Here is an 18312-nt window from a genome sequence, read left to right on the forward strand (position 1 = left end):
CCCGGCCACTCGCAACCGGTCCCGCGCCCCATCCCTTGCGTGCCACAACGGCACCGCACCGGTCGCGCGATCTGTGATTTCCCCCCGGCGTTACCGTCCGCATTCGCCAGCGGATGAACCTTCACACCCCACCTATTGCGTCCCCGCGAAGGCGGACCTCGGTGTTCTTACGGAACCTCACATTAAACCGACTGAGGCCCCCGCCTTCGCGGGGGCGCACCGGGGTTCCGCGATGCGATGCCCTCCCGCAGGCGGGAGGGCCGTGAGACTTGCTGAACGCAGTGAAGCTGGTCGCAGCGGGGTGGGCACCCGGCTCCACGCCAAGGAAACGCTAAGCCCCGTTGAACCGGATCAACCGGCTGTCCGCCACCGCCGCTGTGCGATGCGGAAGCGCATCGCGGACATAAGCCTCGTCCTTCACCATCGCAAAGAATGCCCCGGCGTCGGGGTAGCCCATCACGAAAGCCTCGTCCCACTCGCCCTGCGGCCCGGTGACAACGCATTCCATCGGCGCGTGCCACACCATCGCCGCCCCGGAATCCCTTACCAGCGCCTGAAACGCGTCCTTGTAGATCGCATAGGCCTCGCGCCCGGTCAGGCCCTTGCCATGGTTGGGGTGCCCTTCCGGGTATTCGGCAAGATCGCGGAACTTGATCAGGTTGAGCATGTGGATCGGCCGGTCCCGCGGCAGCGACTTGAAGACCTCGAAGTTATCGCGGCTCGGATCGATGTAGACCGGGCGCTCGCTCACGCCACCTTGTCCCACACGAAGTCGCGGAACTGTTCGCGCAGGTCCTTCTTGCTGATCTTGCCGGTGCCCGTGTGCGGGATTTGTTCCACGAAGGCTACCGCATCGGGCACCCACCACTTGGCGACATGTTGCGCAAGGAAGCTGCGGATTTCTTCCTCATTGCACTCGGCGCCCGGCTTTTTCACCACCACCAGCAACGGCCGCTCATCCCACTTAGGGTGATACACGCCGATCGCTGCCGCCTCCGCCACAGCGGGATGACCGATCGCAGCATTCTCCAGTTCGACCGAGCTGATCCATTCGCCGCCGGACTTGATCACGTCCTTGGTGCGATCGGTCAGTTGCAGGGTTCCGTCCGGATGGATCAGGCCTACGTCTCCGGTATCGAACCATTGCCCTGCCACCACCGCATCGGCCTCGGCCTTGAAGTAGCGCTTGACGATCCACGGCCCGCGCACCTGCAAGGCTCCCGCCGTTACGCCATCGCGCGGCAGGACCTTCTCCGGATCGCCCAGATCAACACAGCGAATTTCCACGCCGAACGGCGGCCGCCCCTGCATCGCCTTGACCGTCACCTGCTCGTCGAACGAAAGCTCGTCCCAGTTCCAGGTTTCGGCCCCCGTCGTGCCGATCGGTGATGTCTCGGTCATGCCCCAGGCATGGGCCACCCGGCGCCCGGCGCGCATGAAGCGCTCGATCATCGCGCGCGGCATCGCCGAACCGCCGCAGACGATGGTCTGCAAGCTCGGCGGGATTTCGCCACCGTTGTGGGTGTCGACATGCTGCAGCAGGGCCAGCCACACGGTGGGCACCCCGGCCGAACAGGTCACCTTCTCGCGGTTCATCAGCTCGCACAGCACTGCGCCGTCGTTCACCGCCGAATAGACGAACTTGGCCCCTGCCGCCGCGCCGGCCCAGGGCAGGCCCCAGCTGGCGGCATGGAACATCGGCACGATCGGCAGCATGACCGAGCGACAGTCCATCCCGAACACGGGCGGGCTGATCGCGCTCAGCGCATGGAGCATGGTCGAGCGATGCTCATAGAGCACGCCCTTGGGATTACCGGTGGTGCCGCTGGTATAGCACAGCATGCAGGGATCGCGCTCGTCACCGTCGTGCCACTCGGCCACGCCGTCCTCGCCCGAGATCCATTCCTCGAAGTGAAGCGCCGGTTCGCTGCTGTCAAAGCAGATGTAGTGTTCGACCGTCGGCCAGCGCGGCTTCATCCGCTCGACGATCGGCGCCCAGACCTTGTCGAACAGCATCACCCGGTCTTCGGCATGATTGACGATGTATTCGAGCTGGTCGTCGAACAGCCGGGGGTTGAGCGTGTGGAGAATGCCGCCAACGCCCACCGCGCCGTACCAGGAAACCAGATGCCGATGATGGTTCATCGCCAGCGTTGCGATCCGATCCCCGGGCTGCACGCCAAGCTTGCGCAAGGCCTGCGTCATGCGCAGCGCATCGTGGCGTATGCCGGCCCAGTTGGTCCGCGTCTCGCTGCCATCGGCCCACCGGCTGACGATCTCGCGCGCACCGTGTTCGCGCGCGGCGTGGTCTATCAGATGTGTGACCCGCAGCTTCCAGTCCTGCATTGCGCCAAGCTGCTGAGTCATCTCTCTCTCCATCCGGTTCTTATTCGACCAGCCGCAGATGCCTTTCCGGTCTTGCGGTCAGCGCAACATTGGCGAGTCCTTCTATCGGAATCAATCGCTCGATTAAGTCGCTGTCCAGTTTAAAATCATTGCCGAGCCGCACGAGCGGCTCCTTGGGTCCGCCAGTCCGAAGGCGCGCCAGCACTTCGCCCGTCCCGCCAGACCCACGCGGCAGGAGCATCGCCAGCTCCGAGATCGCCTCGGGCTTGCTCACCTCGAGCTTGAGCATCATCCGCGACGAGCTCGTCACCGAGGCCAGCGGCCTTGCCCCCCGCACCGTCACGCGCGGCGGCTCGTCGGGATTGGGCCGGTCAAGTTCGACATTGAGAAGCACGCAGGTCCCGTCCTTCGCCCATTGCTGGAACGGCTCGACCAGCGATTCCTCGAAGCACGAGGCCGAGAACAGCCCCGAACTGTCGGAGAAGTCGGCCATGACGAAGTCCTTGCCCTTCTTCGTCTTGCGCTTCTGCACGTTCTCCACCAGCGCGGCCATGACCGCGCCGGAACGCCCGCCCGGCTCGCCACTGCTGGTCATCAGGCTGCCATACGATCTCGCCCCGTTGGCCGAAGCCACGGCGCGATATTCTTCCACCGGATGCGCCGCGAAATAGAACCCGAAGTTCTCGCGCTCCGCCGCCATCTGGTCGGCCCGGCTCCACGGCTTCGTCTCGGCAAGGCGCGTGGCGGGCGTGGCATGATCGTCCCCGCCGAACAGGCCACCCTGCCCCGACGTGCGAGAGCGCGCCGCTTCGTCCGCCACCGCCATCAGCAGTTCGGCATTGGCAATCACCTGCGCGCGGTTGGGTTCAAGGCAATCGAGCGCACCGCCCGCAGCCAGCGCTTCCAGCTGCCGCCGGTTCATCGATCCTGCCGGAATGCGCCGGAACAGGTCGTCGAGCGAAGCATAAGGGCCATTCGCCTCACGCTCCTCGACGATCTGCTCCATCGCCTTTTCACCAACGTTCCTCAGGCCCGCCAGCGCATAGCGCACGGCAAAGCCGTCCTGCGTCCGCTCGACGGTGAACTCGGCCTCGGAATGGTTGATGTCCGGCCCGGCCAGCGCCACGCCATTGCGCCGCATGTCGTCGACGAAGACCGAGAGCTTTTCCGACTGGTGCATGTCGAAGCACATCGATGCCGCATAGAACTCGTGCGGATAGTGCGTCTTCAGCCACGCCGTCTGGTAGGCAAGCAGCGCGTAAGCGGCAGCGTGCGACTTGTTGAAGCCATAGCCTGCAAACTTGTCGATCAAGTCGAACAGTTCGTTGGCCTTGGCCGCCGGAATGTCGGACACCGTCTTGCAGCCATCGACGAAGCGCTGGCGCTGCGCGTCCATCTCGGCCTGCACCTTCTTGCCCATCGCGCGGCGCAGAAGGTCTGCATCGCCGAGCGAATAGCCCGCCAGGATCTGCGCGGCCTGCATGACCTGTTCCTGGTAGACGAAGATCCCGTAGGTCTCGGCGAGAATTCCCGCCAGCTTCTCGTGCGGATACTCGATGCTTTCGAGGCCGTTCTTGCGCCGCCCGAACAGCGGGATGTTGTCCATCGGGCCCGGACGGTAAAGCGAGACGAGCGCGATGATGTCGCCGAAGTTGGTTGGCTTCACTGCCGCCAGCGTGCGCCGCATGCCTTCGGATTCCAGCTGGAACACGCCCACCGTATCGCCCGACTGCAGCAGCTTGTAGGTCTGCTCGTCATCCCAGGCGAGCGCCGAGAGGTCGATGCTGATCCCGCGCTTGGCCATCAGGTCCACCGCCTTGCGCAGCACCGACAGCGTCTTGAGGCCGAGGAAGTCGAACTTCACGAGGCCCGCATCCTCGACATGCTTCATGTCGAACTGCGTCACCGGCATGTCCGAGCGCGGATCGCGGTAAAGCGGCACCAGCTGCGCCAGCGGGCGGTCGCCGATCACCACGCCGGCCGCATGGGTCGAGCTGTTGCGCGGCAGGCCTTCCAGCTGCATCGCAAGGTCGATCAGGCGCTTGACCTCGGGATCGCGGTCATACTCGCGCTTGAGTTCCACCACCCCGTTCAGCGCGCGCGGCAGCGGCCACGGGTCGGTCGGATGGTTGGGCACCATCTTGCACAGGCGGTCGGTCTGCCCATAGCTCATCTGCAGGATGCGCCCGGTATCGCGCAGCACGGCGCGAGCCTTGAGCTTGCCGAAGGTGATGATCTGCGCCACGTGATCCAGCCCGTATTTGCGCTGGACATAGCGGATCACCTCGCCGCGCCGGGTTTCGCAGAAATCGATATCGAAGTCCGGCATCGAGACGCGTTCCGGGTTGAGGAAGCGCTCGAACAGCAGGCCCAGCTTGATCGGATCAAGGTCGGTGATGGTCAGCGCCCATGCCACAAGGCTGCCCGCGCCCGAACCGCGCCCCGGCCCCACGGGAATGTCGTTTTCCTTGGCCCACTTGATGAAGTCGGCCACGATCAGGAAGTAGCCGCCGAAGCCCATGCGGTTGATGATCGCGATCTCGAACTCGAGCCGCTTGCGGTAGTCGAGCACTTCCTCCCACACGCCCGCGACGTTGAGCTGCGGATAATCGGCAGCGTCCGGCTCGGCATCCGGGCCAAGGCACAGCACGCGCTCCAGCTCGGCGTGGGCGGCTTCCGGGTAATAGGGCTTCAACCGCAGGACGAGGCCCTTGCGGCTGTCCTCGGCACACATCCGGGCTTCGCCTTCCTGATCGCCGGCAAGGCTCGGCAGGATCGGCTTGCGCTTGGGTGGCATGACCGCGCAGCGCTGTGCTACGACCAGCGTGTTGGCGAGCGCTTCGGGGAGGTCCTTGAAGATTTCCTCCATTACCGGCGCAGGCTTGATCCACCACTCCTTGCTGGAACGCGGACGGTCGGTGCTGTCAACGTGGGTGGAACTGGCGATGCACAGCATGGCATCGTGCGCGTCGTAGAACCCGCGCTCGGCAAAACAGGCGGGATTGGTCGCCACAAGCGGAAGATTGCGGGCATAGGCAAGGTCGATCAGCGCCTCTTCCGATGCCTCCTCCACCGGCTCGTTCCGCCGCGCGATCTCGATGTAGAGCCGCTCGGGAAACAGCTCTTGCAAGCGATCGAGATAGGCCTCGGCCGCAGACTGCTGCTGCCCCGCAAGCAGCCGCGCCAGCGCGCCCTCGCCCGCCGCGGTCAGGCAGATCAGCCCATCGGTGTGGCCAACGAGGTCCGCCAGCACGACATGCGCCTCGAACTCCAGAGGCCGCTCAAGATGCGCGCGGCTGACGAGGTGGCACAAGTTGTCATAGCCGCGTGCATCCTGCGCATAGAGCGCCAGCCAGTCGACGGTCGGTGCAGCAGGCCCGAACCCCGTCGCCGCGCCATCACGCTCGGGCCGCGCCACCGCCAGCATCGTGCCGATGACGGGCTGCACGCCCATGTCCTTGCATGCCTTGGCATAGGCGACGCTGCCATAGAGCCCGTTGCGATCGGTAATCGCCGCCGCCGGAAAACCCCGCTCCGCCGCCGTCTTGGCAATCGCCTTGGGATCGATCGCTCCGTCGAGCATCGTGTAGGACGAGAAGATGCGAAGCGGGACGAATGGGGCGTGGGGCATCAGGTGAAGCTAAGGCGTGGGGAACGATTCTGCGAGGGTTAGGAAGAGCATTATCAACGGGGAATCCGCTCCGCCTTTTCCTCTCACGTCGAACGAAGTTCTGACATCACGCGCGGCGTTATCAATTTGCTCATGACGATGGCTTACTTGTGCTTCTTGCTCAGCATTCTTTGAATCGTTGCTGCCTCGCGACCCGCTGCATCGAAGATGAAAGCGCCGGAACAAGGCGCCTGAAGAACCGTAAATTCGCTTCCAGCAGGTGTTGGCAAGATCGTTGCACTCGGACCGCGAAGTGGCGGTGAGGGTGAGTCCTCCCGACGCAATGCAATCAAGAACGAGCCTATTGGCATTTCATCAGGTTCACCGAAGGTCGAATTATCCCAAGTAACCGAAAGCCTTGCAGGCACATCTCCCTTAAGAACGCGCTCAACCTGAAGATCGAGCAACGCATAATCAGAAATGAGCTGCTCTTTCGGATCCTTGTAAATCTCGCGCTCATCTGATGTCAAATACGGTGACGCCAGCATCTCTTTCCGAAATGCCTCGTCGCGGACGATCCGGTATTTGTCGAACCGTGCGATCAAGACGACATCCGCGAACTTAACGTCTTCGAGGTTGGGTGGCTCGAATGTGATGCAGGCAATTGCAGGACATGCGGCAAATGACCACATCAGCGTCGCACTAGGTATGGCTAGACACGCCAGACGGCTGAATTTCATTTTCGCTTTTTTAGGCCAACGAGTCATGCTCATGTCGGCATCCATCCAACCTACAGCAACGCCTCGATATCCTTCGCGATGCTCTCCGGCTTATCGGTCGGCGCATAGCGGCGCACCACCTTGCCATCGCGGCCGATCAGGAACTTGGTGAAGTTCCACTTGATCGCCTTCGTGCCCAGCACACCCGGCGCTTCCTTCTTCAGCCAGTCGTAGAGCGGGTCGGCGTTGTCGCCGTTGACCTCGATCTTGGCCATGAGCGGGAAGCTCAGGCCGAAGTTGACCTTGCAGAAGCTCTCGATCTCGTCGGCCGAGCCCGGCTCCTGCCCGCCGAACTGGTTGCAGGGAAAGGCCAGCACCTCGAAGCCCCGGTCGCCATAGTCCTTCCACAGCTTCTCGAGCCCGTCGTACTGCGGGGTAAATCCGCACTTCGACGCGGTGTTGACCACCAGCAGGACCTTGCCCTTCTTCTCGGCAAGATCGATCACCTCGCCATTGGGCTTCTTCGCCTTGAAATCGGCTATCGTTGTCGGTTCGCTCATGTCAGGCCCTCCCGATCCGCAAGTTCGAGGATTTCGCCGACGTTGAGCGACTTGCCTCCCGCCACGTCGATCACCAGGCGGGCACGCTGGGCGGCATCCATGGCAGCCACTTCCGCCACCAGGTCCCGCAAGGGAGCCTTCTTGAGGACGCTAAAATTGTACTGCATCTCAGAGCCGGCATCGTCGCGCTCATGCAACGTGGCTTCCGCATTCCAATCAAGACCGGACATGACTTCTCCCCTTGTCATGCAAATGGTTCGCACGACAAGGGAAGCTGATCAACGGCAAATGGGCTTAGGCGGGAAAATCGATGCGGTGGGCCAGTGCCGCAATTTCGGCCGGGGAATACTGCCGGTCGCCCGACTTCTCGATGACCAGGTTCGCCCGCTCGCTTTCCGACATGCGCGCAACCATTCGCACCATGTCGGCGAAGGTTCCGGAATGCAGCGAGGCAAAGCCGTGGAACACGCCGTCTGCAGCCTCACGGCGCAGGACAACGGCGTGGTCGTTCCAGAATGCAGCCGCATCGGCAGCTTCGGCGCGGATCGTGGTGTTCATGAGGTACGATCTCCTTTTGCACACGAAAACGCTTCAGGAGAACGATGTATCCCTATTCGAGCACACCCTCATGCAGCCGCACAACGCGGTCCATGCGCAGGGCGAGGCGCTCGTTGTGCGTGGCGATCAGCGCCGCGCTGCCCTCGCCACGCACCAGCTTGAGGAACTCCTCGAGCACGCGGTCGGCAGTGGCCTCATCAAGGTTGCCGGTCGGCTCGTCGGCCAGCACCATTTCCGGCCGGTTGGCCAGCGCACGCGCCACGGCGACACGCTGTTGCTCGCCGCCCGAAAGCTGGCTGGGCCGGTGATCGAGACGCTTGGCAAGCCCCAGCGCAGTAAGCAACTCGGCCGCCCGGGTTTCTGCCTCGCCCCGCGTCTTGCCTGCCACCATCTGCGGCAGCACCACGTTCTCGATCGCGTTGAAATCGGGCAAGAGATGATGGAACTGGTAGACGAAGCCCAGGTGATCGCGGCGCAGCGCCGTCCGGTCATCGCCCGAAAGCTGCGAGGCATTCGTCCCGGCGATCTCGATCAGCCCCGAGAAACCGCCTTCCAGCAGTCCGATCGCCTGCAGCATGGTCGACTTGCCCGAACCCGAAGGCCCCAGCAGCGCAACGATCTCGCCGGGGCGGATCTCGAGGTTCACGCCGCGCAGCACGTCGATGGTCACCCCGCCCTGGCTGAACGAGCGGCGCAGGTCGCGCAATCGAACCACAGGATTTTTGGCGACGGGATCACTCATAACGCAGCACCTGAACCGGGTCCGTGCTGGCAGCCTTCAGCGCCGGATAAAGCGTGGCAAGGAACGAGAACAGCAAGGCCATCAGGCAGATGGTCGTGATCTCGACCGGGTCCGAACGGCTCGGCAGCTCGGTAAGGAAGCGGATCGACGGGTCCCACAGGTTCTGCCCCGTCACCCACTGGATCGCGTTCACGATGGGCTGGCGGAAGAACAGGAAGACGAAGCCCAGCAGAAGTCCGGAAACGGTGCCAAGAGCACCGATCACGAAGCCGATCGTGACGAAGATCTTGAGCAGGCTTTTCCGCGTTGCCCCCATCGTGCGCAGGATCGCGATGTCCCGCGTCTTGGCGCGCACGAGCATGATCAGCGACGAAAGGATGTTGAACACCGCGACCAGCACGATGATGGAAAGCACGATGAACATCGCCACGCGCTCCACCGCCAGTGCCTCGAACAGGCTGGCGTTGATGGTCTTCCAGTCGGTGACGACCGCCGTGCCTTCGAGTTGCTTGGCAATGGGAGCAAGGGTCTCGGACACGGTATCGGCATTGGTCGTAGTGACCTCGATCATGCCGATTGAGTCACCGGTCAGCAGCAATGTCTGCGCATCCGCGATGGGCATGACCACATAGGCGTTGTCATAATCGTAGATGCCGACTTCGAAGATTGCCGATACGGTATAGGCAATCTCGCGCGGGACAGTGCCGAACGGCGTAGCTCGACCTTGCGGGTTGATGATCGTGATGCTGTCGCCCACCCGCGCACCAAGGTTCTGGGCAAGGCGCGAACCGATGGCAACATTGCCTGACTCTGGCCGCAGCGAGGCGATCACGCCATCGACGCGCTTGTCCTCCAGCCGCTTGATATCGCCCGCAGTATTGCCGCGCACAAGAATCGCCTCGACCCTGCCATTGAAGCTGGCGAGCAGCGGCTGCTCTATCAGCGGCGAGGCATGGGTAACGCCGGGCGTCGCCTCAACCTTCTTGAGGATGTCCTGCCAGTTGTCCAGCCGCCCGCCGTAGGCCTGGATGATCGCATGGCCGTTCAGGCCCACGATCTTGTCGAGCAGTTCGGCGCGGAAACCGTTCATCACGCTCATCACGATGACCAGCGCGGCCACACCGAGCATTACCGCGACAAGGCTGATGCCCGCGACGAGCGCGATGAATGCCTCGCCTCGCCCGGGCAGCATGTAGCGCTTGGCGATGGTCCATTCGAATGGCGACAGGATCAAGCAGAAGTCCCCTGGCAGGAATGCGCCTCCGGGTTCCCGGAGACGGCTGCGGATGTAGGCTGGAGCGCAGCAAACGGCAATGGCTGCAAGAACCGGACGTTCAGAGTGCCGCGCTTGTCCGTTCGAGTTCCGCAATCCGGTGCTGCATCTGCTGCATCTCTATGATGCGCCGATGACGCTCGCACGAAAGCGGCAGGGCTGCCAGCACCGTCACTCCGACATAGAGCTGGAAGAACTGGATGCGATCGCCGAACTCGATGTCCATGCCGGCAATCGGCCCGAACCCCAGGATAGTCATCGTGCCGCCGATGGCGATCAGCAGCAGAGGCATCAAGGTGGTGATCGCAGCTGGCACCAGGGCCGAGGAAACCATCAGGAATACCAGCGGGAACACCAGCAGCGCGCGCATGTCGAGCAGGAATACCAGCGCGGTCAGGCCCGTGAACGACCCGAACACGAGCGTTGCCAAGGGCAGTTGGCGCGCTGGCGGCAGGAAGCTTCGTCCGCGTGCCAGGCGATGGTAGACATAGTGGAACACGGGCAGGCACGCGACCAGCCCGAGAGCGTGGCCGATGATCCATCGGGTAAAATTCTCGACCAGCGGCTGACCAAAGGAGAACCAGGCCAGGAACGATGCGATGCAACCGGTCACCAATGGGATGGTCAGACCGATGCCGAGGTAGAAGGACGTCACCCATTCGAGGATGTCGTGCGGCCAGAACGCATCGGTGATCCGCCGCCAGACGAACGCGACGGCGATAGCTTCGGCCATATTTATGAAAGCCAGTGGCACCGCCAGGACCCAGCCAAACCCGAAGTACCCGGTTGCGATGGTACTCGCGAACCAGCACGGGACCACCCACTTCAACCAGAGGCGGAACGGAAGATGCACCAGCCGCCCCGCCAGGAGCGCTGTGGCGATCCAGACCATGGCAACGCCGCCGGTGAACCGACCGAACGCCACTGCGCCATAGGCCAACGCAAAGTATGCGACGGCGGTACAGACCGGATCGGCAAGAGTACGGGCAACGCGCATTGCCCTGCCCTAACACTGCCCTGGTTAATTTTTCCCAGCGCAAATCACGCACAATCATCGACTGCGCAGATCAGTGAAAAACCACGTTGAGCAGGTAGGAAATCGTCCCCCCAATCACGAAAAGCGCCCCAAGAGCCAACAGCCCGATACCGATTATCCTCACCAGCCACTCCATGCTCCGCCTGTCCGTGGCCCCAACTACGCCCCAGAAGACTCGCGGTTCCCCGGGCCGGGAACGGCCTCAAGCGATGCATTGCGAACCTTGCCCTTGCCATTGTGCGCAAACGTCGCCATTTGGGCGCCAGAAACCGGCCGGCGCGCACGCGCCCACGCGAGTCCACGGGACCCATGACCACAGATCACGAACTTCTCGATGCAACGCCCTGGGATATCGGGCGGGGCGATATCGGCGCCGATGACGACAAGCTGCGCGAGGAGTGCGGCATCTTCGGCGTACTCGGCGTACGTGACGCTGCGGCGACAGTGGCGCTAGGTCTCCATGCCCTGCAGCACCGCGGGCAGGAAGCCGTGGGCATCACCAGCTTCGACGGACAGGAATTCTACTCGCGCAAGGGCATTGGCCATGTGGCGGCGAATTTCTCGACCGGATCGGCCATTGCCGAACTGCCGGGCATGATGGCCTCTGGCCACGTCCGCTATTCGACGACGGGCGGTGCAGGTCTGCGCAACGTCCAGCCGCTCTTCGCAGACCTTGCCTCGGGCGGGTTCTCGATCGCCCACAACGGCAACATCTCCAACGCGATGTTCCTCAAGCGCGATCTCGTCCGCAAGGGCGCGATCTTCCAGTCGACGTCGGACACCGAGGTGATCATTCACCTCGTTGCGACGAGCCGTTACCCCACCCTGCTCGACCGCTTCGTCGATGCCCTGCGCCTGATCGAGGGCGCCTATTCGCTGATCTGCATGACGCCCGAGGGCATGATCGCCTGCCGCGATCCGCTCGGTATCCGCCCGCTCGTCATGGGCAAGCTCGGTGATGCGGTGGTCTTCGCCAGCGAAACCGTTGCGCTTGACGTCGTCGGCGCAGACTTCGTGCGCGAAGTGGAGCCCGGTGAGTTGATCCAGGTCGATCTCGACGGCAGCCTCAGCACGCACCGGCCGTTCGGCAAGCCCAACGCGCGCCCCTGCATCTTCGAACACGTCTATTTCAGCCGCCCGGACTCGGTCATGGGTGGCAGCTCGGTCTACCAGGTACGCAAGGCCATCGGCGCGCAACTGGCGATGGAAAGCCCGGCAGACGCCGATCTCGTCATCCCCGTGCCTGACAGCGGCGTGCCTGCTGCGCTAGGTTACGCCCAGCAGTCCGGCATCCCGTTCGAACTCGGCATCATCCGCTCGCACTATGTCGGCCGCACCTTCATCCAGCCCTCGGACGGTGCCCGCAACGCCGACGTGAAGCGCAAGCACAATGCCAACCGTGCGCTGGTCGCCGGCAAGCGCATTGTCCTGATCGACGATTCGATCGTGCGCGGCACTACCAGCCTCAAGATCGTGCAGATGATGCGCGATGCAGGCGCCGCCGAAGTGCACATGCGAATCGCCAGCCCGCCGACCGAGCATTCGTGTTTCTACGGCGTCGACACGCCCGAACGCTCGAAGCTGCTCGCTGCACGCATGGATGTCGCCGCGATGGCGGAGTTCATCCACGCCGACAGCCTCGCTTTCGTCTCCATCGACGGCCTCTACCGCGCCGTGGGTGAGGCCGAACGCAAGAAGTCTTGCCCGCAGTATTGCGACGCCTGCTTCACTGGCGAATACCCCACACGCCTGACCGATCTTGCCGATCGCGAGAGCCCCGATCAGCTTTCGCTGCCGGTCGGAAAGGTCGCGTAAGATGAGCCTTGCGGGTCAGGTCGCGCTGGTTACCGGCGCAAGCCGCGGCATTGGCGCGGCCACGGCCAAGGCACTGGCCGCTGCCGGAGCGCACGTCATTCTTGTGGCGCGCAACGCCAAGGACCTCGAGAAGATCGAGGAAGAGATCTTCGAGGCCGGTGGCAGCGCCACGATTGCGCCGGTCGATCTCTCCGAGGCTGACGGCATCGCCCGTCTCGCCACCGCCATCTCGGGCCGCTGGAAGGCACTCGACATTCTGGTGATCAACGCCGCCGTCCTGCCCACCCTCACCCCGGTCTGGCAGATCGACGCGCGCGAGTTCAACCAGGCGCTGACTCTCAACGTGCTGGCAACGCAGGCACTTCTTGCCGGCTTCGACGGCATGCTGCGCAAGAGCCAGGACGCCCGCGTCATCGGCGTGACGAGCAGCGTCGGCGCCACCCCCCGCGCCTACTGGGGTGCCTACGGCGCTTCGAAGGCGGCGTTTGACAACCTGCTGGGCAGCTATGGGCAGGAAGTGCGCAACACCGCGGCCATCCGAGTTGCCGTGGTCGATCCGGGCGCAACCCGCACCAAGATGCGCGCCCGCGCCTACCCCGGAGAAGACCCGCAGACGGTCAAGGCTCCGGAAGTCGTTGCTGACCGGATCGTTACGCTTCTTGGTGAACAGTTTGCCAGTCCGCACCGCATTCGCGTTAACCAGGACTGATAGCGCCTAATTAACGTAGCCGCGCGATTCTTTGCAAAGGTTTGCCGATCCGTCGGCAGACCGGAAACGCAATGGGTCGAGGTCGCCCGGCATGACGACGACGGATTGGAATACCAACATCTATGGGCAGGCCGCGCTCGAGGACCGCAGTGCGCCACGCCAACGTGTCAACATTCCGGCAACGCTCAGGCCATCCGGCGGCAAGGGCTTTCAGACCGTCGTGCTTGACCTTTCGCTAGGCGGCTTCTGCGCAAATGCGCTGCAACGCATGCACGCCGGCAACCGCTGCTGGCTGACCCTGCCCGGCATGGAATCCCTTCAGGCCGAGGTGGTGTGGTGGGATTCCGGTCGCGTCGGCTGCGCCTTCGCCAACCTGCTCAGCCCCATCGTCCACGACAACATCCTCGCGCGATATCGCGGGGACGGAGTTTTCAGGCGTCCCTGAAGCTTACTGCTTTACCAGCGTCACCTGGCTGACGTTGATGCCGCCACCGCGGAACCCGCCTTCGCAATACATCAGGTAATAGCGCCACAGGTTGACGAACCGCTCGTCAAACCCGGCAGGCAGCCTCCCTTCGACTACGGCAAGATCAAGCGCCTCGCGCCACAGCTTGAGCGTGCGGGCATAGTCGAGGCCGAAGTCCTGGCGATCCTGCCATGTGAGCCCGCGCTCGTGCGCCAGTCGTGCAAACTCCCGCTCGCTGATCAGCAGGCCGCCGGGGAAGACATAGGCCTGGATGAAGTCGGCGCTGGCGGCATAGGCATCGAACAGGTCATCGCGGATGGTGATGTATTGCAGCGCCGCACGCCCTCCGGGCTTCAGACAGCGGGCAAGGCAGTCGAAGTAGGACGGCCAATATTCGCGACCCACGGCCTCGACCATCTCGACGCTGGCGATAGCGTCGAATGTTCCTTCGACATCGCGGTAATCCTGATGACGGTACTCGATCCCGCCCAGCCCTGATGAAGTGAGGGCTTCGCGCGCCCACTCCAGCTGCTCGTCCGATAGGCTGATGCCGGTCACCCGCGCCCCGGTCGTCTCGGCGAGGCGCCGCGCCAGAAAGCCCCAGCCGCAACCGATCTCGAGCACTTCGCTGCGAGGTGTGAGCGCCAGACGCGCCCCCAACCGGTCAACCTTGTTGGCTTGAGCCTCGGCCAAGGGTGCATCTGCCGAAATGCCGTCCCACAACGCGCTCGAGTAACTCATGGTCGAGTCCAGCCACTGGCGGTAGAAGTCGTTGCCAAGGTCATAGTGCGCCGCGATGTTGCGCCGCGCCTGCGCTCGCGAATTCTTGCGCAGGAAGTTGAGCGCCCGGCCAGCCAGACGCCACGGACCTTTAGCCCGGCCGACGTCGCCCAAGGTGGCGGCGTTGCGCATGAACAGATCGAAGATCGGCACGGGATCGGGGCTATCCCATTCGCCTTCGACCCAAGCCTCATACCAGCCGATCGAGCCAGCCGTAGCCAGCCGCACAAGCGCATTCCAGCTATGCAGGTGAATTCGCGCGACAGGCCCCTCGCCCCGCCCGCCGACAGTGCGCTGGCTGCCGTCCGGCAAGATAGCGTGGATCGTGCCAAGAACGAGACCGCGGTCGATCCTTTCGACAACGCGCTCGAACGGTCCGGCAAACAGGTGTGCGAGCCAGCGGCCGACGGCAGACATGTTCCAGCCCCCGGCCACCAGATGCCGTCCCCTCGATGGCGTCTGTGCAGTCATGGGCGGGATATGCGGCTCCGCAGCGTAACGCGCAAGGTCAGCCATGCGCCTTCATTGCTTCATGCGCCGCCAAAGCCCGCGCCCGGCTTTGCGCATGGGGCACGATCTTGCGGACATAGCCCGGTGGCGGGAACGTGGGATCGTGGACCTCGGCGTCGGACAGATGGCGCAGTTCCGGCACCCATTTGCGGATATAGCCTGCTGCGTCAAACTTCGCCGACTGGGTGAGTGGTGCCATGATTCGCACGAACATGTTGGAATCTATGCCCGTCCCTGCCGTCCACTGCCAGTTGACCGCGTTGGAACCGTAATCCGCATCAACCAGAGTATCCCAGAACCAACGCTCGCCTTCACGCCAGTCGATCAGGAGATGCTTCACCAGGAAGCTTGCCGCAATCATCCTCACGCGGTTGTGCATCCACCCTGTGTGCCAAAGCTCGCGCATCCCGGCATCGACGATCGGGTAGCCAGTGCGCCCCTGCTGCCATGCCCGCAGCCCCTCGGGATCGTCACGCCATTGCAGCCGGTCGTAGGCCTCCCGCGCATTCTTCGAGCCATAGTCTGGGAATTGCACGATCACGTTCTGGGCATAGTCGCGCCAGCCCAGCTCGCTGAGGAATACGTCCACCGATCCGCCGGCATCGGCCACCTTCTGCCACACCGTCGCCGGCGAAATCTCGCCGAAGTGGAGATGCGGCGACAGGCGCGAAGTTCCTTCAATCGACGGCAGATTGCGGCATTGCTCGTACCGCGCCGCCCGCGCCGCAAAGGCTTCCAGCCGCTTGTGCGCACCCGCTTCGCCGGGGATCCATTCTTTGCGGAACCCGCCCGCCCAGTCGGGCGCAGTGGGCAGCAGTTTCCAGTCGTCGAGCGTGTCGCTCGTCGGCCAGTGCTCCGGCGCGACCAGCTGCTCTGGTGCTTGCGCTGGGTGCGCGGGCGGCATCCGCTCTTTAAGGGCCTGCCAGAATGGCGTGAATATCTTGTAGGGCGCGCCGCTTCCGGTCTTCACCGCACCAGCCGGCGCCAGGTAGTTGCCGTCGTGAAGGACAAGCTGCATACCCTTGGCGACGGCCTTCTCCGCGTTGCGCCACCACGGCTCGTAATGGTGCAACGCATGGACGACCCGCGCCCCGGTTTCGCGGCGCACAGCCGCCAGTTCCTCGTGCACCTTGCCTCGGCGCAGGATCAGTCGCGATCCCAGCTTGCGAAGCGCGGCATCCAGGCTGGCCAGGCTGTGATGCAGCCACCAGCGCGAGGCACCGCCCATGCGGCAGTGCCGGGGCGTCTCGTCATCAAGCACGTAGACCGGGATAACGGGCCCGGCCTCGGCGGCTGCCAGAAGCGCCGCCTGATCGGCCAGACGAAGATCGCGGCGGAACCAGACAATCGTCGGTTCGGCCTGCGTCGATGCAGACACCAGTTCCCTTTCTCCTGTTATGCGGCCCTTGCAAGCCGGCATCACAAACCGTTGTTCGGGAACAAGGTTTGCGGCAATCTCGTTCCAAGCAACCGATGGTCCAAGCCGCCCCCGAACGCCACCTGCCCCAAAGGGCGCGCAGCTGGAGAATATCTCCGCGCCATGCCCTGATCGCGTCGGCGCTGTGCTGGATCGGCTTTGTCCTGGTCGCCTCGCTCGTGCTGTCAGGGCACGGCAGCGAGATCGACAGTTCCGGCCTGCTGTTCTGGCGACGCGGGGCAGACCTTGTTCCCGCCGGTCCGCAATGGCTGCTCGAGGCGGTGCGGGATCTGACGGCGCTTGGCGGGGTCCTGCTGCGCAACCTCATCCTGATCGGCGTGCTGGCCGCGCTGCTCTTTCTGCGCCTGAAGCGCGAGGCAGTGCTGCTGACTGCGACAGTTATGGGCGGATGGCTGGTCAACTCGCTGGTCAAGATTGCTGTCGGCCGCCCCCGCCCGATGATCGTGCCGCACCTGACCGAGGCGGGCGGGCAGAGCTTTCCCAGTGGGCACAGTTTCAATTCCGCGGTGATCTACATTGCCATCGCGCTGGCCTTCGCGGCCATGAGCCCGCGCCGCTCGATTCGCTGGACCCTGATCATCAGCGCCATCGCCCTGAGCATTGCCATTGCGATCAGCCGGGTCTGGCTCGGCGTCCATTTTCCGACTGACGTTGCAGCGGGATGGCTTGGCGGCGCAGGCTGGGCGTTCCTCGCCTCGGCGCTGCTGCACAAGCCAGCGAAAGCCGTCGCCGAGCAGGCCGACGACATGCTCGAGACACTGACGCCCGGCGCCTAGCAGGTCGGAAGTTCAACCACCGTGTTGAAGTTTCGCGCCATCGTCGGGCCAGTGAACCGCGCATCCGCGAAAGTCACCCTCGCCATGCAGCCGGAGCGCTGCACTTCCGCAACCGGCATCTGCGACCAAGCGAGGAACTTGACCGCCTCGGGCGTTGCGTTCGCTGCCTTGCGGACGAGCGGATCGCTCATGTTGTCAGCGATCGGAGCGCCGAAGCTAAAAAGACCGTCAAGCCGCCGGAGTGGATCGTATTGGCCGAATGTGATCCTGCCGCGCTCACGGCAGACCACATCGCGCCGCCAGAACATCATCGCCTCGGGCGCGGCAAACACGCGGTCGGGAATGGCATAAGGGGCGTCGCTGCGCGGTGCCTGCCAAGCCAGCGCGGATATGCCGACATTGAGCAGGATGAACGCTGCCACCAGTCCCAGGCAAGCCACCGCGATCGCGCCGGAGGCAAAACGCCGCGTTGCCCATATGCCACCACCCAACATCGCGAGAACCCAGGGCGAGACGATAAACAGGCCATCAGAGTGGAACCACCGTTCGCTCCACGGCGACAGCAGCTGGACGGCATAGACAGTCTGCAGATCGAGCAGTGGATGCGTGATCGCACCGAGGTAGCTAAGCAACACCAGCCAGCCCAGGCGCAGCGGCGGCGCCTCCCGCGCGATCTTCCCGCGCGAAGCCTGCCAGCGATCGAAAAGCCACAGAAGGCTTACCAGCAACGGCGGCATCAACACCACGCCACCCACCAGCCCATGCGTGAACCCGCGATGCATGGCGAGCGGCGCCCACGGCGCCCAGCCGAAGAACACGTCGATATCCGGCATGTTCGCCGCCAGCACCAGCGCGGCAAGGCCCTTGCGCGACCGGTGCTTCAGACCCGTTTCCGCCAGTGCCCAACCGACAAGGCTGTGCGTCAGGTTGTCCAATCGGTGATCTCAAACAGAAAGGCCGCAAGGGCACGACCC

Annotated in this window: 17 protein-coding genes; 4 read left to right on the forward strand and 13 right to left on the reverse strand. The window is 63.8% G+C overall.

Going from position 1 to position 18312, the window contains the following annotated elements; translation table 11 throughout:
* Window positions 1-331: 331 nt before the first annotated feature.
* From AC1Q5P_RS07370 to AC1Q5P_RS07415, 10 genes are all read right to left on the reverse strand, one after another.
* Complete coding sequence (locus AC1Q5P_RS07370; RefSeq protein WP_492518592.1) at window positions 332-751, reverse strand: DUF1330 domain-containing protein; 420 nt, start codon at window positions 749-751, stop codon at window positions 332-334.
* The gene (locus AC1Q5P_RS07375; RefSeq protein WP_039334036.1) at window positions 748-2367 is read right to left on the reverse strand and encodes a long-chain fatty acid--CoA ligase; all 1620 of its coding nucleotides are present in this window, start codon (window positions 2365-2367) and stop codon (window positions 748-750) included. Before AC1Q5P_RS07375 ends, AC1Q5P_RS07370 begins: the two co-directional genes overlap by 4 nt.
* A gap of 19 nt (window positions 2368-2386) precedes the next feature.
* Entirely contained in the window at window positions 2387-5977 is a 3591-nt protein-coding gene (gene dnaE, locus AC1Q5P_RS07380; RefSeq protein ID WP_492518593.1) for a DNA polymerase III subunit alpha, read from the reverse strand.
* Between the two features lie 143 nt (window positions 5978-6120).
* Complete coding sequence (locus AC1Q5P_RS07385; protein WP_492518594.1) at window positions 6121-6729, reverse strand: hypothetical protein; 609 nt, start codon at window positions 6727-6729, stop codon at window positions 6121-6123.
* Between the two features lie 17 nt (window positions 6730-6746).
* Window positions 6747-7235, reverse strand: coding sequence for a glutathione peroxidase (locus AC1Q5P_RS07390; protein ID WP_492518595.1), 489 nt, complete (start codon window positions 7233-7235; stop codon window positions 6747-6749).
* Complete coding sequence (locus AC1Q5P_RS07395) at window positions 7232-7465, reverse strand: hypothetical protein (protein WP_492518596.1); 234 nt, start codon at window positions 7463-7465, stop codon at window positions 7232-7234. The genes AC1Q5P_RS07390 and AC1Q5P_RS07395 overlap by 4 nt, the downstream gene beginning before the upstream one ends.
* A gap of 64 nt (window positions 7466-7529) precedes the next feature.
* The gene (locus AC1Q5P_RS07400; RefSeq protein WP_052242298.1) at window positions 7530-7793 is read right to left on the reverse strand and encodes a hypothetical protein; all 264 of its coding nucleotides are present in this window, start codon (window positions 7791-7793) and stop codon (window positions 7530-7532) included.
* A gap of 52 nt (window positions 7794-7845) precedes the next feature.
* Entirely contained in the window at window positions 7846-8535 is a 690-nt protein-coding gene (locus AC1Q5P_RS07405; protein ID WP_039334028.1) for an ABC transporter ATP-binding protein, read from the reverse strand.
* Complete coding sequence (locus AC1Q5P_RS07410; protein WP_039334026.1) at window positions 8528-9769, reverse strand: lipoprotein-releasing ABC transporter permease subunit; 1242 nt, start codon at window positions 9767-9769, stop codon at window positions 8528-8530. Before AC1Q5P_RS07410 ends, AC1Q5P_RS07405 begins: the two co-directional genes overlap by 8 nt.
* Before the next feature lie 100 nt (window positions 9770-9869).
* Complete coding sequence (locus AC1Q5P_RS07415; RefSeq protein ID WP_492477895.1) at window positions 9870-10805, reverse strand: MASE1 domain-containing protein; 936 nt, start codon at window positions 10803-10805, stop codon at window positions 9870-9872.
* 348 nt (window positions 10806-11153) lie between these two features.
* Between AC1Q5P_RS07415 and purF the strand changes: the two genes are divergently transcribed.
* The 3 genes from purF (at window position 11154) to AC1Q5P_RS07430 (ending at window position 13813) form a co-directional block, all read left to right on the forward strand.
* Window positions 11154-12659 carry an amidophosphoribosyltransferase gene (gene purF / locus AC1Q5P_RS07420; protein ID WP_492518597.1) on the forward strand — a complete coding sequence of 502 codons (1506 nt, stop codon included), beginning with the start codon at window positions 11154-11156 and terminating at the stop codon, window positions 12657-12659.
* A gap of 1 nt (window position 12660) precedes the next feature.
* Window positions 12661-13368: an SDR family NAD(P)-dependent oxidoreductase gene (locus tag AC1Q5P_RS07425; RefSeq protein WP_492518598.1), complete on the forward strand. Its 708-nt coding sequence runs from the start codon at window positions 12661-12663 to the stop codon at window positions 13366-13368.
* A gap of 91 nt (window positions 13369-13459) precedes the next feature.
* Entirely contained in the window at window positions 13460-13813 is a 354-nt protein-coding gene (locus AC1Q5P_RS07430; RefSeq protein WP_039334022.1) for a PilZ domain-containing protein, read from the forward strand.
* A gap of 3 nt (window positions 13814-13816) precedes the next feature.
* Here AC1Q5P_RS07430 and AC1Q5P_RS07435 read toward each other — a convergent pair whose 3' ends face one another.
* Window positions 13817-15085 (reverse strand): class I SAM-dependent methyltransferase, encoded by a 1269-nt coding sequence (locus AC1Q5P_RS07435; protein WP_492518599.1) that lies wholly within the window; start codon window positions 15083-15085, stop codon window positions 13817-13819.
* A 37-nt stretch (window positions 15086-15122) separates the two neighbouring features.
* The gene (locus AC1Q5P_RS07440; protein WP_492518600.1) at window positions 15123-16544 is read right to left on the reverse strand and encodes a cryptochrome/photolyase family protein; all 1422 of its coding nucleotides are present in this window, start codon (window positions 16542-16544) and stop codon (window positions 15123-15125) included.
* Window positions 16545-16597: 53 nt separating this feature from the next.
* On the opposite strand from AC1Q5P_RS07440, the gene AC1Q5P_RS07445 reads away from it, so the two are divergent.
* Window positions 16598-17338: a phosphatase PAP2 family protein gene (locus AC1Q5P_RS07445; RefSeq protein ID WP_052242296.1), complete on the forward strand. Its 741-nt coding sequence runs from the start codon at window positions 16598-16600 to the stop codon at window positions 17336-17338.
* On the opposite strand, the gene AC1Q5P_RS07450 is transcribed toward AC1Q5P_RS07445, so the two are convergent.
* Window positions 17335-18273, reverse strand: a complete 939-nt coding sequence (locus AC1Q5P_RS07450) for a metal-dependent hydrolase (protein ID WP_492518601.1) — start codon at window positions 18271-18273, stop codon at window positions 17335-17337. The genes AC1Q5P_RS07445 and AC1Q5P_RS07450 overlap by 4 nt on opposite strands.
* Window positions 18274-18312 lie beyond the last annotated feature (39 nt).

Source organism: Novosphingobium sp. GW835-FHT14H07 (assembly GCF_058793515.1).